The following is a 14,629-nucleotide window of genomic DNA, read 5'->3' on the forward strand; positions in this document are numbered from 1 at the left end:
CGGCCTGCCGGGCTGGCGCGACACGATGCACTTGGCCGTGCCGGAACGCCTTGCCGCACTGGCCAGTCCAGTGGTGCGCCGCCGCCTCGCGGACGGCGCCGCCTCCAAAGAGGCCGGCATGCTGCGCGGCCTCGCGCAGTGGGACCGGCTGATCATCGTCGAGACGTTCGCCGCCGAGAACGCCGACGCGACGGGTCGCAGCGTCGGCGAGGTCGCCGCGGCCCGGGGCGGAGAGCCGTTCGACACGTTGCTGGACGTCGTGATCGCCGACGAGCTGCGCACCGGGCTCAGCCCGCCGCTGACCGGGGATGACGCCGCCGACTGGCGGGCGCGCGCCGAGGTGTGGCGGCACCCTGGCGCCGTCATCGGCGGCTCGGACGCCGGCGCTCATCTCGACATGATGTGCGGGGCGATCTATACGACTGCACTCCTGAGCAAGGGCGTCCGCGAGCATCAGGTGGTCACGCTCGAGGAAGCCGTCCGGTTGATCACCGACGTGCCGGCCCGGTTCTACGGACTGAAGCAGCGGGGCCGCATCACGCCCGGCTGGCACGCCGATCTGGTGCTGTTCGATCCGGCGACCATCGACCATGGGCCCGAGTGCACGCGCTACGACCTGCCCGCGGGGGCGCCCCGGTTGGTGGCCGACGCCCACGGGATCACCGCCGTGTGGGTCGGCGGTGTCGAGGTCTGCCGCGACGGCGCCGCCACCGGCGCCCTGCCCGGCACGGTGCTGCGTTCCGGCCGCGACACGGAGACGGTGTTGGCTCATGGCTGAACTGGTCACCGAGTTCGACGGTGCGCACGCTCGCGGGCGAACCCTGCCGGAATGCTGACGGCATCTACTTGCGGACCAGCGCATGCCAGGCCATGTCGGCGATGGCCACGCAGTAGTCGTCGTCGACGGGAATGTCCGAGTAGAGCGCACGAATGTTCAGCGGTGCCAGGACAATTTGCACGGCGGCCAGAGTGTTGACGTCCTCGCGCAGTTCCCCACGCTCCCTCGCCCTGTCCACGATGGAGCGCACGGCGCCGAAATGCGTTCGCCAGAACCTCTGTCGGGTCGCTTCGTCGTGATACCCGCGACGGTCCATGACCAACGCCCGCAGTATTGTTCGCCCCACCTCGCTGTTGATCCGATCGGTAACCTTCCGCGCCAGCTCCTGCAGATCTCCACGCAGTGAGCCGGTATCGATTGTCCAATTGATGCTCTCGACGTCAGCGAGAGCCGCATCGACGATCAGTTGTCGACGATCGCCCCAGTATCGGTAGATCCTCGCCGCATCGAGCTGGTGACGCTCGGCCAAGGCCTCGATGCTGAACCGCTCCACGCCCCAGCGGGCCAACTCGTCAAGAACTGCCGGCATCACCTGCGCTCGAATGTCAGCGGGTACCGGTTCGACATGTGATTGCGACGGCTGCATCGATGTCTCCTAACCGACTAAAGATAACCGGTTTGGTTCACCAGGCGCACCGATGATGCTCCGTCGGAATAGAACTCGGCAATGCTCAGCGACGCCAGGTCGAGGTGCAGCCGGTACAGGATGCCGGGTCCGGCGTCTAAGGCCAACCGCAGCAGCATCTTGATCGGTGTCACATGCGACACCACCAAGACCGTCGCGCCCCCATGGCCGGCGACGATCCGTTGGCGCACCCGCAGCACCCGGTCAAGCACCTCGTCAAAGCTCTCGCCATCCGGCGGCGTGGTGCCGGTGTCCTGCAACCAGCGACGATGCAGCTCCGGATCACGCTGCGCGGCCTCGCCGAAGGTCAGCCCCTCCCAGGCGCCGAAATCAGTTTCGATCAAGTCGTCGTCGACGGTGACGTCCAGACCCAGCGCCTTGGCGGCGGTGGCCGCCGTGTCGTAGGCCCGCTGCAGCGGCGAGGAGAATACCGCGGCGATCCCGCCGCGGTGGGCGAGGTAGCGCGCCGCGGCCCCGGCCTGCTGCCGTCCCACGTCGGTCAGCGCCGGGTTGCCGCGTCCCGAATATCGCCGCTGAACCGACAATTCCGTCTGACCGTGCCGCAGCAACAGCAGCCGGGTCGGCGTGCCTCGCGCGCCGGTCCACCCGGGCGATGTCTTAGCTTCGGCCGCAACACTTTTCGGAGGTTCGACCTCGTCCCTATCCTCGACGGCGGCCGCCGCATCCATCGCCTCGTTCGCCAACCGATCGGCGTGCGAGTTGCGCTCCCGCGGGACCCACGCGTAAAGGACCGTGTCGAACCCCGCTGCCAGCTCGCGGGCCTGTGCGTGCAGTTCGACCAGATCCGGGTGCTTGACCTTCCACCGCCCGGACATCTGCTCGACGACCAGCTTGGAGTCCATGAAGACATCGGCCTCGGTGGCACCCAGCTTCAACGCGTCGCCCAAACCGGCTATCAGAGCTCGATATTCGGCGACGTTGTTCGTCGCCACACCGATAGCCTGCTTGGTCTCGGCCAGCACGGCGGAGCGGTCCGCGCTGCGCACCACCGCGCCGTATCCCGCCGGCCCGGGATTGCCGCGTGACCCACCGTCAGCCTCGATGACAACCTTCACTGCCCGGAGCCCTTGACCCGCAGAAGGATCGCGCCGCATTCCGGGCATCGCACCAGCTCGTCCTCGGCCGCCGCCGAGATGTGGGCAAGGTCCCCGCGCCCGATCTCGATCCGACAAGCGCCGCACCGATGTCCGAGCAGCGGCCCTGCGCCCGGCCCGCCACGGGCCCGCTGCCGCTCGTAGAGGGCAGCCAAGGTGGGATCCAGTGCCGCGGAAACAGTTTCCCGTCGCGACGCATACTCCTGCCGAGTCCGGTCGATCTCGGCGACAGCGGAATCGAGGTCGTGCTGGGCAGCGGTCAGCTCGGACTGCAGCGCCTGCAGCGCCCGCTGCTCAGCGGCCAGCGCTGCCTGCAGCTCCTCGCGGCGCTCCATGACGTCGAGCAGCGAATCCTCCAGACTGGCTTGACGGCGGACGAGCGAATCCAGCTCACTCTGCAGATCCGACAATTGCTTGGCATCCGTCGCACCCGACTTGAGCCAGGACCGGTCGCGATCTTCGCGCTGGCGCACAGCCTCGATATCCGCCTCGAATCGCGACGCCTGAGCGTCGAGGTCCTCCAACATAATTCGAACCGCGCCCAATCGGTCGCTGGCGGCGTTGTAGTCGGCCTGGACCCGCTGAAAGTTCTCCTGCTGCGGCAGATGCGCGGCCCGGTGGGCCAGGCGGGAGAGCTCGGCATCCAGCTTGGACAATTCCAGCAGCGAGACCTGCTGTCCCACTTCGGCCTTCACGACTGTCCCCTCTCGCTCTGCTCGCCAGGCCGCCCCATGTTCCACGGGTCGGTGCGGATGGTCGACACCCGCACGGACAGCTCTGTCCCGAATCGGCACCTCAGCGTGTCGGCGGCCTGTTCGCACCAGGGAAATTCGCTTGCCCAGTGCGCGACGTCGATCAGGGCCACATCCGAGGAACGACGGTGTTCGTCGGCGGGATGGTGCCGAAGATCTGCCGTGACATAGGCCTGCACGTCCGCGCGGGCGACGGCGGAAAGCAGCGAGTCCCCGGCCCCGCCGCAGACGGCGACGCGCGACACGAGCATGTCGGGGTCACCCGCCGCGCGTACGCCCCAGGATGTCTGCGGCAACGCGGCGCCGACGCGGGTGGCGAAGTCGCGCAGGGGTTCAGGCCGGGCAAGCGTGCCGATGCGGCCCAGGCCGGCGTCGCCGGGCGGGGATACCAACGCGAAGATGTCGAAGGCGGGCTCTTCATAGGGATGGGCGGCACGCATGGCCTCCAACACCGCGCCCCTGGCATGCGCGGGGGCGACGACCTCGAACCTGTCTTCGGCCACCCGCTCGATACTGCCGACGCTGCCCACGGCCGGCGAGGCCCCCTCATGGGCCAGGAACTGCCCGATACCGCTGACGCTCCAGCTGCAATGCGAATAGGCGCCGATGTGGCCGGCGCCGGCCTCGAAGACGGCCTCCCGCACCGCCTCTGCGTTCTCGTGCGGCACGTAGACGACCCACTTGTCGAGCTCGCCGGCGGGGTTCACCGGCTCGAGCACGGCCTCCACATCGAGGCCCAGCGCATCGGCGAGGGCGTCGGACACGCCCGGCGATGCCGAGTCGGCGTTGGTGTGCGCGGTGAATAGCGACCGCCCGGTTCGAATCAACCGGTGTACCAGCGCGCCCTTGGGCGTGCTGGCCGCCACGGTATCGACACCGCGTAACAGCAGCGGGTGATGAGCCAGCAGCAGCCCGGCCTCGGGAACGTCATCGACGACCGCCGCCGTCGCGTCGATGGCGACCGTCACCGAGCCCACGTCATCGTCGGGGTCGCCACACACCAGCCCGACCGAATCCCACGGTTCCGCAAGGCGCGGCGGGTACGCCTGGTCGAGCACCTCGATGACGTCGGCCAGTCGCACGCTCATTGCGACACTCCGGCGATCGCGTCGACCAGCAGTGGCCACTCTGGGCGCACCGTCGCCCGCAAATACCGCTCATCCAAGCCGACGAATGTATCACACCTTCGAATCGCAATCCCCTTGTCGTGCAACGCTTGACGCACAATTGCGGCGTCCGGCAGGTGGAACAAGACGAACGGTGCCGCGCCCTTGACGACGTCGGCACCCACCGTCGCCAAGCCGGCCACCATCTCGGAGCGCAGCTCTGCCAACCGCAGCGAACCGGCAGCCGCTTCGGCGACGGCTTCCGCGGTACAGCACGCCGCGATGGCCGTCAATTGCAGGGTCCCCACCGGCCAGTGCGGCCGCCGAGTCGTCAACCGGGCCAATACGTCCGGGGAGCCCAGGGCGTAGCCCACCCGCAATCCGGCCAGCGCCCACGTCTTGGTTAGACTTCGCAGCACCAGCACGTCGGCCAGGGAGTCACCGGCCAGCGACTCCGGCTCCCCGGGAACCGAGTCGGCGAACGCCTCGTCGACCACGAGGATCCGCCCCGGACGGCGCAGCGCGAGCAGTTGTTCACGGGTGTGCAACACGGAGGTGGGGTTGGTGGGATTGCCGACGACGACGAGGTCGGCGTCGTCGGGCACCGCACCGGCGTCCAGGGCGGCTCCCAGTTCGAATGGGGACGTGAGAACGACATGGTGCACGTGCACGCCTGCCGCCGTCAGCACCGTCGCCGGTTCGGTGAACGAGGGTGCGACGATCACCGCCCGTCTCGGACGAAGGTTGGGCAGCAAGGCAAACCCTTCCGCCGCCCCGGCAAGCGGCAGCACCTCATCGCGGGTCCGGCCATGCCGCCCGGCGACGGCGTCTTGTGCCTGGCGCACATCCGTCAGGCTGGGGTAGTGCGCCAGGTCCGTCAGCCGCTCAGCGAGCCGGCGCATAAGCCACCGCGGCGGTTCGGCATGGCGGACGTTGACGGCGAAATCGAGCATCCCCGGCGCGACGGCCTCGTCGCCGTGATAGCGCGCGGCCGCCGGCGGGCCCGGATGCAGAGTCGCCATCCGTGAAAGACTAACGGGCCGTCGCCGGCGGCCGCCCCGGTATCGGGCGCACCGTTGCGACAGGACGCCGTGGCGATGGCCGGGTCAGCGACAATGGGAACGTGAGAGAAACCCAGCCGGCCGGAACTGATTCGCATTCGGGCGTCGATTTGAAGCCCCAACTGGTGATTTTCGATCTCGACGGCACGCTCACCGACTCGGCGGAAGGCATCGTCGCGAGCTTCCGCCACGCGCTCGCCCACATCGGCGCCAAGGTGCCCGACGGTGACCTGGCGGCCCAGATCGTCGGTCCGCCGATGGAGGACACCCTCCGTTCGATGGAGTTGGGCGAGCACGCCGACGCGGCCATAGCGGCGTTTCGGGCGGAGTACGCCAGCCGGGGCTGGGCGATGAACGCGCTGTTCGAGGGCATCGAGCCGCTGCTGACCGACCTGCGTGCCGCCGGTGTCCGGCTGGCCGTGGCCACCTCGAAGCTGGAACCGACCGCGCGGCGCGTCCTCGCCCATTTCGGGCTCGACGGGCATTTCGAGGTCATCGCCGGCGCCGCCCCTGACGGCTCTCGCAAAACCAAGGTCGAGGTGCTGGCCCATGCGTTGGAGCAGCTGCGGCCGCTGCCCGAACGCGTGCTCATGGTCGGCGACCGCAGCCACGACGTGGACGGCGCGGCCGCACACGGCATCGACACGGTGGTGGTCGGCTGGGGCTACGGCCGGGCCGATTTCCCCGACGGGTTCAGCCCCATCGGCGTGACGCACGCCGCGACGATCGACGAGCTTCGGGGGGCGTTGGGTGTCTGATTCGAGCGGGTCGACGGCGCGGCTGCACGTCACCTTCGTCTGCACCGGCAACATCTGCCGTTCCCCGATGGCGGAGAAGATGTTTGCCGACCAGTTGCGGCGACGTGGGCTGGGCGACGTGGTCCGGGTGACCAGTGCGGGCACCGGCGACTGGCATGTCGGCAGTTGCGCGGACGACCGGGCGGCGCGGGTCCTGCGTGCGCACGGCTACACCACCGATCACTGCGCCGCGCAGCTCGACGCCGAGCACTTGGCCGCCGATCTCGTTGTGGCCTTGGGGCGTAACCATGTTCGGCTGTTGCGTCAGTTGGGCGTCGATGCCGGCCGGATTCGGATGCTTCGGTCGTTCGATCCGCGCTCGGGCGCCTATACCCTCGACGTCGACGATCCGTATTACGGCGACGCGCTGGACTTCGAAGAGGTCTTGGCCGTCATCGAGGCCGCCTTGCCCGGCCTGCATGACTGGGTCGACGAGCGACTCGCACAGGCCGGAGGCGGTTGATGCCCAGTTTGGCGGGGCGCCTGGCATTTCTGCTGCGGCCGGGCTGGATCGCGTTGGCCTTGGTGGTCATCGCCTTCACCTACTTGTGTTTTATGGTGCTCGCGCCCTGGCAGCTGGGTAAGAGCACCCGGACTTCGCGCGAAAATCGCCAAATCGAGTATTCCCTTAACACTGCACCCGTTCCGCTGAAATCATTGTTGCCGCAGCAGGATTCATCGAATCCGGCCGCGCAGTGGCGTCGGGTGACGGCAACCGGACGCTACCTGCCCGACGTTCAGGTGCTGGCCCGGTTGCGGGTGGTCGAGGGCGCTCCCGCGTTTGAGGTGCTGGCACCGTTTGTGGTCGACGACGGGCCGACCGTGCTGGTCGACCGGGGATACGTGCGGCCGGAGCAGGGATCTCATGTGCCGCGCATCGCCCGGCCGCCGGCGGAGACGGTGAGCATCACGGCACGGCTGCGGGACTCCGAGCCCACCGCGCCCGGCAAGGATCCCTTCACCAGCGACGGTGTGCACCAAGTCTATTCGATCAACACCGATCAGGTTGCCGCGGAGATGAAAGTACCCCTGGCCGGTTCCTACTTACAGTTGATCGACAATCAGCCTGGAGGCCTGGGCGTGATCGGCCTGCCGCACCTGGACGCCGGACCGTTTCTGTCCTACGGCATCCAGTGGATTACGTTTGGCATCCTCGCGCCAATCGGGTTGGGCTACTTCGGCTATTCGGAGATTCGCCTCCGCCGCCGGGAGAATTCCCAAGCGTCGGCCGCTGAGACTGCCCCGCTCACGGTTGAGGAGAAACTCGCTGACCGTTACGGCCGCCGTCGATAACGCACTCTGCTTGCGCTGAGCCCGACGAGCAGAGCGGCCGCCGCCTGCACCGCCCGCGACAGCGCCACCGCGCGGCGCAGGTCGGCCACCACGGGCTGTGCCCCGTCACCGAGGGTGGGCCGGATCTGCAGCTCGTGGTGGTACTGGGTGGGCCCGCCGAGTCGGACGCCCAGCGCCCCGGCGAAGGCCGCCTCCACGACGCCGGCGTTGGGGCTGGGATGACGGGCGGCGTCGCGCCGCCAGGCCCGCGCCGCACCCGACGGTGACCCACCGACGAGCGATGCGCAGATGACCACCAGCGCCGCCGTTGTCCGGGCGGCGACGTAGTTGGCCGCGTCATCCAATCGTGCTGCGGCCCAGCCGAACCGCAGATATCGGGGAGAACGGTGGCCGATCATCGAATCCAGCGTGTTGATCGCGCGATATGCCAGCACCGCGGGCACGCCGCCCACCGTCGCCCACAGCAACGGCGCAACCTGGGCGTCGGAGGTGTTTTCGGCAACCGACTCCACGGCCGCGCGCGTCAGACCCGCCGCGTCCAGCCACACCGGATCGCGCCCGCACAATGACGGCAGCAGCCGTCGTGCGCCCTCGATGTCGCCGCTTTCCAGGAGTCGCGACATCTCCAGGCCGGTGCGCGCCAATGACGTTCCGCCCAGGCATATCCAGGTGGCAGCGGCGGTGGTCGCAACAGATACGCACCCGCTCCGCAGCGCGGCGACTCTGCCCAGCACGGTCACCCCGCCGACCAGCAGGCCAGCGTGCAGCGCGCCGGCCAGCTTGTCATCGCGGTAGGTGACCCGCTCCAATTTCCCCGCCGCCCGGCCGAACAACGCGACCGGATGGCCCCGCGCAGGGTCGCCGAATGCGAGGTCGGCCAGGTAGCCGCCCAGCACCCCGGAAATCCGGGCCCGCCGCGTCCTTGCAAACACTCCCGCAGCGTCTCACACGTGATCTACTCGGTTTTGTGAGGCGAGATTCGCGATGAAGCGGCCCGCAACCCGCGTCGCCGACCTGCTGAACCCGGCGGCACTGCTGTTGCCCGCCGCCAATGTGATCATGCAGCTGTCCTTGCCGGGCGTCGGTTATGGTGTGCTCGAAAGCCCGGTGGACAGCGGGAATGTCTACAAGCATCCCTTCAAGCGGGCGCGCACCACCGGGACCTACCTGGCGGTCGCGACCATCGGGACGGAGTCCGACCGCGCGCTCATCCGCGGCGCGGTGGACGTCGTGCACCGGCAGGTCCGGTCGACATCGTCAAGTCCGGTGGCCTACAACGCCTTCGACCCTAAGCTCCAGCTGTGGGTGGCTTCCTGCCTCTACCGTTATTTCGTTGACCAGCACGAGTTTTTGCACGGCCCGCTCGATGACGCCGCCGCCGACGCGGTCTATCGCGACGCCAAACGGCTGGGAACGACGCTACAGGTGCCCGAGCGCATGTGGCCGCCGGACCGCGCCGCGTTCGACGACTACTGGAAGCGCTCCCTCGACGAGCTGCGCATCGATCCGCCGGTGCGCGAGCATCTGCGCGGGGTAGCGTCGATGGCGTTTCTCCCGTGGCCGTTGCGCGTCCTCGCGGGCCGATTCAACCTCTTTGCGACGACGGGATTCCTGGCCCCCGAGTTTCGGGCGATGATGCGCCTGGAGTGGTCGCCGCGTCAGCAGCGCCGGTTCGAGTGGCTGCTGGCCGCTCTGCGGGCGGCGGACCGGCTGATTCCCCACCGCGCATGGCTCCTGAGTTACCAAATTTACTTGTGGGACATCAGGTTTCGGGCACGACGAGGCTGGCGTATCGTCTGAAGCCCGCCGCTGGCCGGTATTTCAGCGTACCGTCGCGAAGAACGCGCGGACGTCCTCGACGAACAGCTCCGGTTGTTCGAACGCGGCGAAATGTCCTCCGCGCGGCATCGTGGTCCAGTGGGTGATGTTGTACATCGGCTCGCACCACGACCGCGGAGATTTCAACAACTCTTTCGGGAAAGCGGCCACGCCGGTGGGCAACTCGACGCGGTCCATCTGCCCCCAGACCCTGAAGCTCTCCCAGTACAGGCGGGCCGAGGAAGCTCCGCTGGCGGTCACCCAATACATCATCACGTTGTCCAGCAGCTCGTCCCGGCTGAACGCGTTCTCGGGGTGTCCGTCACAATCGGACCACGCCCAGAACTTCTCGACGATCCAAGCCAGTTGCCCCACCGGCGAATCGACCAACCCGTAGCCCAGCGTTTGCGGCCGGGTGGACTGCTGCTTGGAATAGCCGGTACCCCACTTGCGGTGCTCGCTCACCGCGGCCAGGGCCGCCGTCTCCTCCTCGGTGGGGTTCTCGAGGCTGCCCGGCGCGCCCATCGGCATGTTGAGATGGATGGCCGCGCAGTGGTTTGCGTTTCGGCCGATCTGCGTGGTCACCGCCGCGCCCCAGTCGCCGCCCTGCGCGCCGTAGCGGTCGTAGCCCAGGCGCAGCATGAGCGTCTCCCACGCTTGGGCGATCTTTTCGACACCCCAGCCCGTGCGGCTGGGCTTGCCGGAAAAGCCGTATCCCGGAAGGGATGGGCACACGACGTGGAAGGCATCCTCGGCGCGTCCGGACGCCGGGTTGGTCAGCGGCTCGATCACCTTATGGAATTCGACAATCGAGCCGGGCCAGCCGTGGGTGATCACCAACGGGAAGGCGTCCCCGTGCGGCGATCGTTGGTGGATGAAATGGATGTCCAGCCCGTCGATTTCGGTGAGGAACTGATCGAAGCGGTTGAGCGCGGCTTCCCGGGAGCGCCAGTCGTAGTCATTGGCCCAATAGTCCGCCAGCTCGCGCGTGTACGCCAGCGGGATGCCCTGGCTCCAGTCGTCGACGCATTCGGCTTCAGGCCAGCGGGTGCGCGCCAAACGCGCTCGCAGGTCCTTCAGAACGTCGTCGGGCACGTCGATGCGAAACCGCCTCATGCCCCCCGACCTTGCCACGTCCCGCGAGCGTAACGCCACTGCGAAGATCCGAGCCGAAAATCGCGGCCGGGTTGTCCTCGCGAGGCCGAAACCGAAGTGGGCGCGGACGGTATCGAACCGCCGACCGCTGGTGTGTAAATCCGGGCCAGATCGTCCACCGCGTTTCATGCGGTGTCGTCGCGTCCTGAAATGCCCAGCTCAGCGGCCCGCTCGTGTCCATGATGTCCCAAGATTATCGGGCTGTTTTTGTCCGTCTTGGCACACTCTTGGCACAACGGGGGTTTCGTCGTCGGCTGCCACACCCGAGGAAAGGTTGCCGGAAAGCCGCAGGGTGACGTCCGGGCTGCAAGGGACTACCTCTGCGACCGAGGTTGTCGCCCGCATACGGACAGGCCGCCCCCGAGGTGAGCAGGGGCGACCCTATCATTCGAACACGCCTCGGTGATCCGGTTCCCAATGTTGCCGGTAGGCATTTCCATTTAGGGATTGACGAGGAAGCTGGTTTGCACCGGGCGCTATCAGCTGTCGGACAGCAGGATTAGGAATCCGCTCATAATCAGAGTCCGGGCTAGCTCGATCTGCTCCTCCGCGCCCAGTCCGGGCAGATCGCAAACCCGAAACGGCTCGGCGCTTTTCGAGACGAACTGCATCGCGGCTTCGTGGTCCGGACCGGCGCGTACCGCCAAACTCGCAAATCGCAGCGCAACACCGCCCGCAGCAGCCTGCACGCGAGAATAGAGCGGCTGGTACTTCCTCAGCAGTGTTTGTCCGTCGATCCGGGCGACTTTAGAGGCCGGTTCGACTGGTGGGCGTCGGCCGCGGTGGACCAGGGCATCCGCCATTACGTCGAGACCTCTCGCGATGGCGCTCGGGTCTTCAACCGCTTGGACGGCGTCACGTAAGAGGACGCCCAGGGTCGCGTGCACCGCAGCGTCATCGAGGTGCCGCGGCGGCAGATAGGCGTTGAGACGGTCGTCGTGGAATCGCTGCGCGGAAAGCGTCGCGATTGCAAGCGTGAGCATGGTGGGCGGGTGCAGACCGACGGTCAGATGGGCGGATGGCTCTGAATTTGTCTGGGCTGCATGAATTTGGCCGCGCGGTAGGTACAGCACGTCGCCGACTTCGAGGCACAAGTCGGTTAGTAACGGGAGGCCGTCGATGGCAACCGCCTTATTCTTCTCGGGTTGCATCTCGCGCGGCGGGACGACCGGGCCGTCGTACAGACGCCACATCTTGGATCCATGGATCTGTAAGAAAAACACGTCGTGGTCGTCGTAGTGGGGAACGAGTCCGTGTGTTGCGGGCGCAGTGATGTAGGCGTTGACCTGTATCGGATAGTTCAGCTCGATCTCGATGGAGTGCGCCAACGACGCAATCGCGGGTACGTAGCGCTCGACGCCACCCAAAATAATCGTGTAGCCATCGGCGAAGTCGTTGCGGACGCGGGCAACGTCGAGGCTGCCGTCGCCAAGCCGGTAGCTGTCGGAGCCTGACTTCCTGTCTTCTCCTCTGAGCAGGTGCACCGTCGAGGGATCCCTGCGAAAAAGCTCCAAGAGTTCCTCAATCGCCGACGGTGCCTGCAGCAGGCTATCGAAGTAGCTCGCGCAGCGGCGCTTGACGTGGTAGTGCGTTGCCCCCCATATCTCGTCAAGAAAAGTCTTTACCGCGACAGGGTGAAGCAACCAGGCCAGCGACGGCTCGATGGTGACCCCAGGCACTTCGACCATGACCTTCCATTGCGGTGAGCCGACGGACTGTCGACACCGTTGCGTGTAGGGCGGGCTCACGCCTACGTCGGCAATTGGCGTTACACCACACCGAGAAAGGTAGCGCAGCTTTTCGGCGTACTGACGACTGGATGCACACCTGTGTGCGAACCCAGCTGGCACACTTTTGGCACAACGGGGGTTCGCCCGTTGAGTTCAATTGGATTGCGCTATGACGTTGACCTGCATGAACACTGGTGGGCGCGGACGGTATCGAACCGCCGACCGCTGGTGTGTAAAACCAGAGCTCTACCACTGAGCTACGCGCCCTTGAAAAATTTGACGAATTCTGGGGCCCCGGGCAGGCTACCCGCCCGAAGCTCGAGCGCCCAAACGTTCAGCCCTTCAAAGCGGCCAGCGCCTCGGTCCACAGCCCCTGATCCCGCGCCTCCCCCGGCCCCTTCATCTCGGCAAACCGAATGATTCCGGACCGATCGACGACGAAGGTACCGCGATTCGGGTAGCCGGCGTCGGAATTGAACACGCCGTAGGCCTGGCTGACCTCGCCGTGGGGCCAGAAATCGGACAACACCGGGAACGTGAACCCGCTCTCAAGAGCCCAGATCTTGTGCGTGGGCGGCGGGCCGACCGAGATCGCCAACGGCGCGCTGTCGTCGTTCTCGAACTCGGGCAGATGGTCGCGCAGCCGATCCAGCTCGCCCTGGCAGATGCCGGTGAACGCCAGCGGGAAGAACACCAGCAGGACGTTCTTGGCGCCGTGATAGGAACTCAGCGTGACCTGCTGCTGATTTTGGTCGCGCAATGCGAAGTCCGGGGCGGTGGCGCCGACGGGCAGCATCAACGCTTCCCGGCCCGGGATTTCGGCTGCACCAACCGGCTGGCGCTCCAGTCACCGAGGTTGACCGACGACGTCGGCATCAGGCCGGCGGTCGGGGCCGCCTCGGCGATCTCGGCGGGCAGCACGTGACCGGGCTTCCCGGTCTTTGGGGTCAACACCCAGATCACGCCGTCATCGGCCAGCGGGCTGATCGCGTCCATCAATGTGTCCACCAGATCGCCATCCCCGTCGCGCCACCACAGCAGCACGACGTCGGTCACCTCGTCGCTGTCTTCGTCGAGCAACTCGCCGCCGCAGGCTTCCTCGACGGCCGCGCGAATCTCATCGTCGGTGTCCTCGTCCCAGCCCCATTCCTGGACGACTTGGTCTCGTTGGATGCCCAGTTTGCGAGCGTAGCTCGGGGCGTGATCCGCCGCGACCACCGTGAAGCCTCCTACATCTGTCCGCGAGCTCTTTGCGCACCGTGCGATTCGAATTATCGTCGCACAGGCAGAACGCGGTCCATACCCTGGCTTCTCGGGCGCCTTCTCGGGCGCCTTCTCGCGGGCCTCATCGCGGGCTTCTGGTGGCCTCGTCGGGCGCCTCAGTAAGACCCGAGGCAGAGTTTGAGCGCCTTCGTCTTGGTGTCGTTGAGCTGATCGACCCGTTGGTTGAACACCCCGGTCGAGGCGTGGGTGCCAATGGCGTTGGCCACTCCGCGTGCCGCGTCGATGTAAGCGTTGAATGCGTCCTTCAGCTGCTGCGACAGGGCATCGCTGAAGCTGTTGGCGACCGTGGTGGCGCTGTTGTTCAGTGCGTCGATCGCCGGACCTTCGGTCGGACCGGTGTTACCGCCCGCGTTGTATGCCGCGACGAAGGCGTTCACCTTGTCGATCGCGGTGCTGGCGGTGGTGGCCAGCGTGTCGCATGAGGTCCGCACCGCCTGGGTCGTCAGCGATTGCTGGCGCTGGGACTCCTTGACACGCGACGTCACCGACGACGCCGACACCGACGCGGACACCGACTGCCGGTAGGCGGGGGCGACCTTCGTGTCGGGCGTCGCGGTGCCGTTGGTGACCGAGGTGCATCCGACGATTCCCATGGCCACGGCTGCGACACAGCCGAGCGCCAACGCACTTCGCCTGGGGACGTTCCCCCGCTGCGCGCGAGAGTCGGCATGCCATCCGATGAGCACGGTTGCTGAGGTTACCGGGTGCCGAATTCTCGGGCCGACAAACGCCGAGTTGGCCGTGGCTACCCGCACCGAACCCGGGTGCGGCACGATAGGAGGACACAGCACCAGCAGATAACCCAGCCAACTACAGGAGCATGCGTTGACCACCGAGTTCGCGCGTCACGATCTGGCCAAAACCCCAAGCAACTCAAGCGAACCGGACCGCGTTCGGGTGATCCGCGAAGGCGTGGCGTCGTATCTGCCCGACATCGATCCGGAGGAGACGTCCGAATGGCTCGAGTCCTTCGACGAACTGCTGGAGCGCTCGGGTCCGGCGCGGGCACGCTACCTGATGCTGCGGCTCTTGGAGCGGGCCGGCGAGCAGCGCGT

Annotated in this window: 17 protein-coding genes and 1 tRNA gene; 6 read left to right on the plus strand and 12 right to left on the minus strand. The window is 67.0% G+C overall.

Features of this window, described 5'->3' with window-relative positions; genetic code table 11:
- The coding region (locus JO059_RS00580) for an amidohydrolase family protein (protein ID WP_293313819.1) at nt 1–778 on the plus strand (778 nt) is incomplete at its 5' end.
- 64 nt (nt 779–842) lie between these two features.
- On the opposite strand, the gene JO059_RS00585 is transcribed toward JO059_RS00580, so the two are convergent.
- The 5 genes from JO059_RS00585 to cobC form a co-directional block, all read right to left on the minus strand.
- Nucleotides 843–1,367 (minus strand): TetR-like C-terminal domain-containing protein, encoded by a 525-nt coding sequence (locus JO059_RS00585; RefSeq protein ID WP_293313822.1) that lies wholly within the window; start codon nt 1,365–1,367, stop codon nt 843–845.
- 74 nt (nt 1,368–1,441) lie between these two features.
- Nucleotides 1,442–2,539 (minus strand): bifunctional RNase H/acid phosphatase, encoded by a 1,098-nt coding sequence (locus JO059_RS00590; protein ID WP_293313824.1) that lies wholly within the window; start codon nt 2,537–2,539, stop codon nt 1,442–1,444.
- Entirely contained in the window at nt 2,536–3,273 is a 738-nt protein-coding gene (locus JO059_RS00595) for a zinc ribbon domain-containing protein (protein WP_293313827.1), read from the minus strand. The genes JO059_RS00590 and JO059_RS00595 overlap by 4 nt, the downstream gene beginning before the upstream one ends.
- Nucleotides 3,270–4,418 (minus strand): Nif3-like dinuclear metal center hexameric protein, encoded by a 1,149-nt coding sequence (locus tag JO059_RS00600; protein WP_293313830.1) that lies wholly within the window; start codon nt 4,416–4,418, stop codon nt 3,270–3,272. The genes JO059_RS00595 and JO059_RS00600 overlap by 4 nt, the downstream gene beginning before the upstream one ends.
- On the minus strand, nt 4,415–5,458 hold the full coding sequence (gene cobC / locus JO059_RS00605; RefSeq protein ID WP_293313833.1) for an Rv2231c family pyridoxal phosphate-dependent protein CobC: 1,044 nt from the start codon (nt 5,456–5,458) through the stop codon (nt 4,415–4,417). The genes JO059_RS00600 and cobC overlap by 4 nt, the downstream gene beginning before the upstream one ends.
- 164 nt (nt 5,459–5,622) lie before the next feature.
- On the opposite strand from cobC, the gene JO059_RS00610 reads away from it, so the two are divergent.
- The 3 genes from JO059_RS00610 to JO059_RS00620 are packed head-to-tail and all read left to right on the plus strand — an operon-like array spanning nt 5,623 to nt 7,587.
- A complete protein-coding gene (locus JO059_RS00610; protein ID WP_293313863.1) occupies nt 5,623–6,255 on the plus strand; it encodes an HAD-IA family hydrolase in 633 nt (210 codons plus the stop codon).
- A 22-nt stretch (nt 6,256–6,277) separates the two neighbouring features.
- Complete coding sequence (locus JO059_RS00615; protein ID WP_293313866.1) at nt 6,278–6,757, plus strand: low molecular weight protein-tyrosine-phosphatase; 480 nt, start codon at nt 6,278–6,280, stop codon at nt 6,755–6,757.
- Entirely contained in the window at nt 6,757–7,587 is an 831-nt protein-coding gene (locus JO059_RS00620; RefSeq protein ID WP_293313836.1) for an SURF1 family protein, read from the plus strand. The genes JO059_RS00615 and JO059_RS00620 overlap by 1 nt, the downstream gene beginning before the upstream one ends.
- On the opposite strand, the gene JO059_RS00625 is transcribed toward JO059_RS00620, so the two are convergent.
- Complete coding sequence (locus JO059_RS00625; RefSeq protein WP_293313839.1) at nt 7,569–8,519, minus strand: cobalamin biosynthesis protein; 951 nt, start codon at nt 8,517–8,519, stop codon at nt 7,569–7,571. The genes JO059_RS00620 and JO059_RS00625 overlap by 19 nt on opposite strands.
- Before the next feature lie 52 nt (nt 8,520–8,571).
- On the opposite strand from JO059_RS00625, the gene JO059_RS00630 reads away from it, so the two are divergent.
- Nucleotides 8,572–9,387: an oxygenase MpaB family protein gene (locus JO059_RS00630; RefSeq protein WP_293313842.1), complete on the plus strand. Its 816-nt coding sequence runs from the start codon at nt 8,572–8,574 to the stop codon at nt 9,385–9,387.
- Nucleotides 9,388–9,408: 21 nt separating this feature from the next.
- Here the strand turns inward: JO059_RS00630 and JO059_RS00635 are convergent, their stop codons facing one another.
- The 6 genes from JO059_RS00635 to JO059_RS00660 all read right to left on the minus strand — a co-directional run bounded on the left by JO059_RS00635 (nt 9,409) and on the right by JO059_RS00660 (nt 14,260).
- Nucleotides 9,409–10,521, minus strand: a complete 1,113-nt coding sequence (locus JO059_RS00635; protein ID WP_293313845.1) for an epoxide hydrolase family protein — start codon at nt 10,519–10,521, stop codon at nt 9,409–9,411.
- Between the two features lie 518 nt (nt 10,522–11,039).
- Nucleotides 11,040–12,248 carry a cupin domain-containing protein gene (locus JO059_RS00640; protein ID WP_293313848.1) on the minus strand — a complete coding sequence of 403 codons (1,209 nt, stop codon included), beginning with the start codon at nt 12,246–12,248 and terminating at the stop codon, nt 11,040–11,042.
- Between the two features lie 234 nt (nt 12,249–12,482).
- Nucleotides 12,483–12,557, minus strand: a tRNA-Val gene (locus JO059_RS00645).
- A 67-nt stretch (nt 12,558–12,624) separates the two neighbouring features.
- Nucleotides 12,625–13,086, minus strand: a complete 462-nt coding sequence (locus JO059_RS00650) for a peroxiredoxin (protein ID WP_293313851.1) — start codon at nt 13,084–13,086, stop codon at nt 12,625–12,627.
- Complete coding sequence (locus JO059_RS00655) at nt 13,086–13,508, minus strand: DUF3052 domain-containing protein (protein WP_293313854.1); 423 nt, start codon at nt 13,506–13,508, stop codon at nt 13,086–13,088. The genes JO059_RS00650 and JO059_RS00655 overlap by 1 nt, the downstream gene beginning before the upstream one ends.
- A 161-nt stretch (nt 13,509–13,669) precedes the next feature.
- On the minus strand, nt 13,670–14,260 hold the full coding sequence (locus JO059_RS00660; protein WP_293313857.1) for a hypothetical protein: 591 nt from the start codon (nt 14,258–14,260) through the stop codon (nt 13,670–13,672).
- Between the two features lie 139 nt (nt 14,261–14,399).
- Here JO059_RS00660 and JO059_RS00665 point away from each other — a divergent pair.
- Nucleotides 14,400–14,629, plus strand: a 230-nt coding sequence (locus JO059_RS00665; protein WP_293313860.1) for a hypothetical protein, incomplete at its 3' end; no start/stop codon positions are given.

It is taken from the genome of Mycobacterium sp. (assembly GCF_019247615.1).
GTDB lineage: Bacteria > Actinomycetota > Actinomycetes > Mycobacteriales > Mycobacteriaceae > Mycobacterium.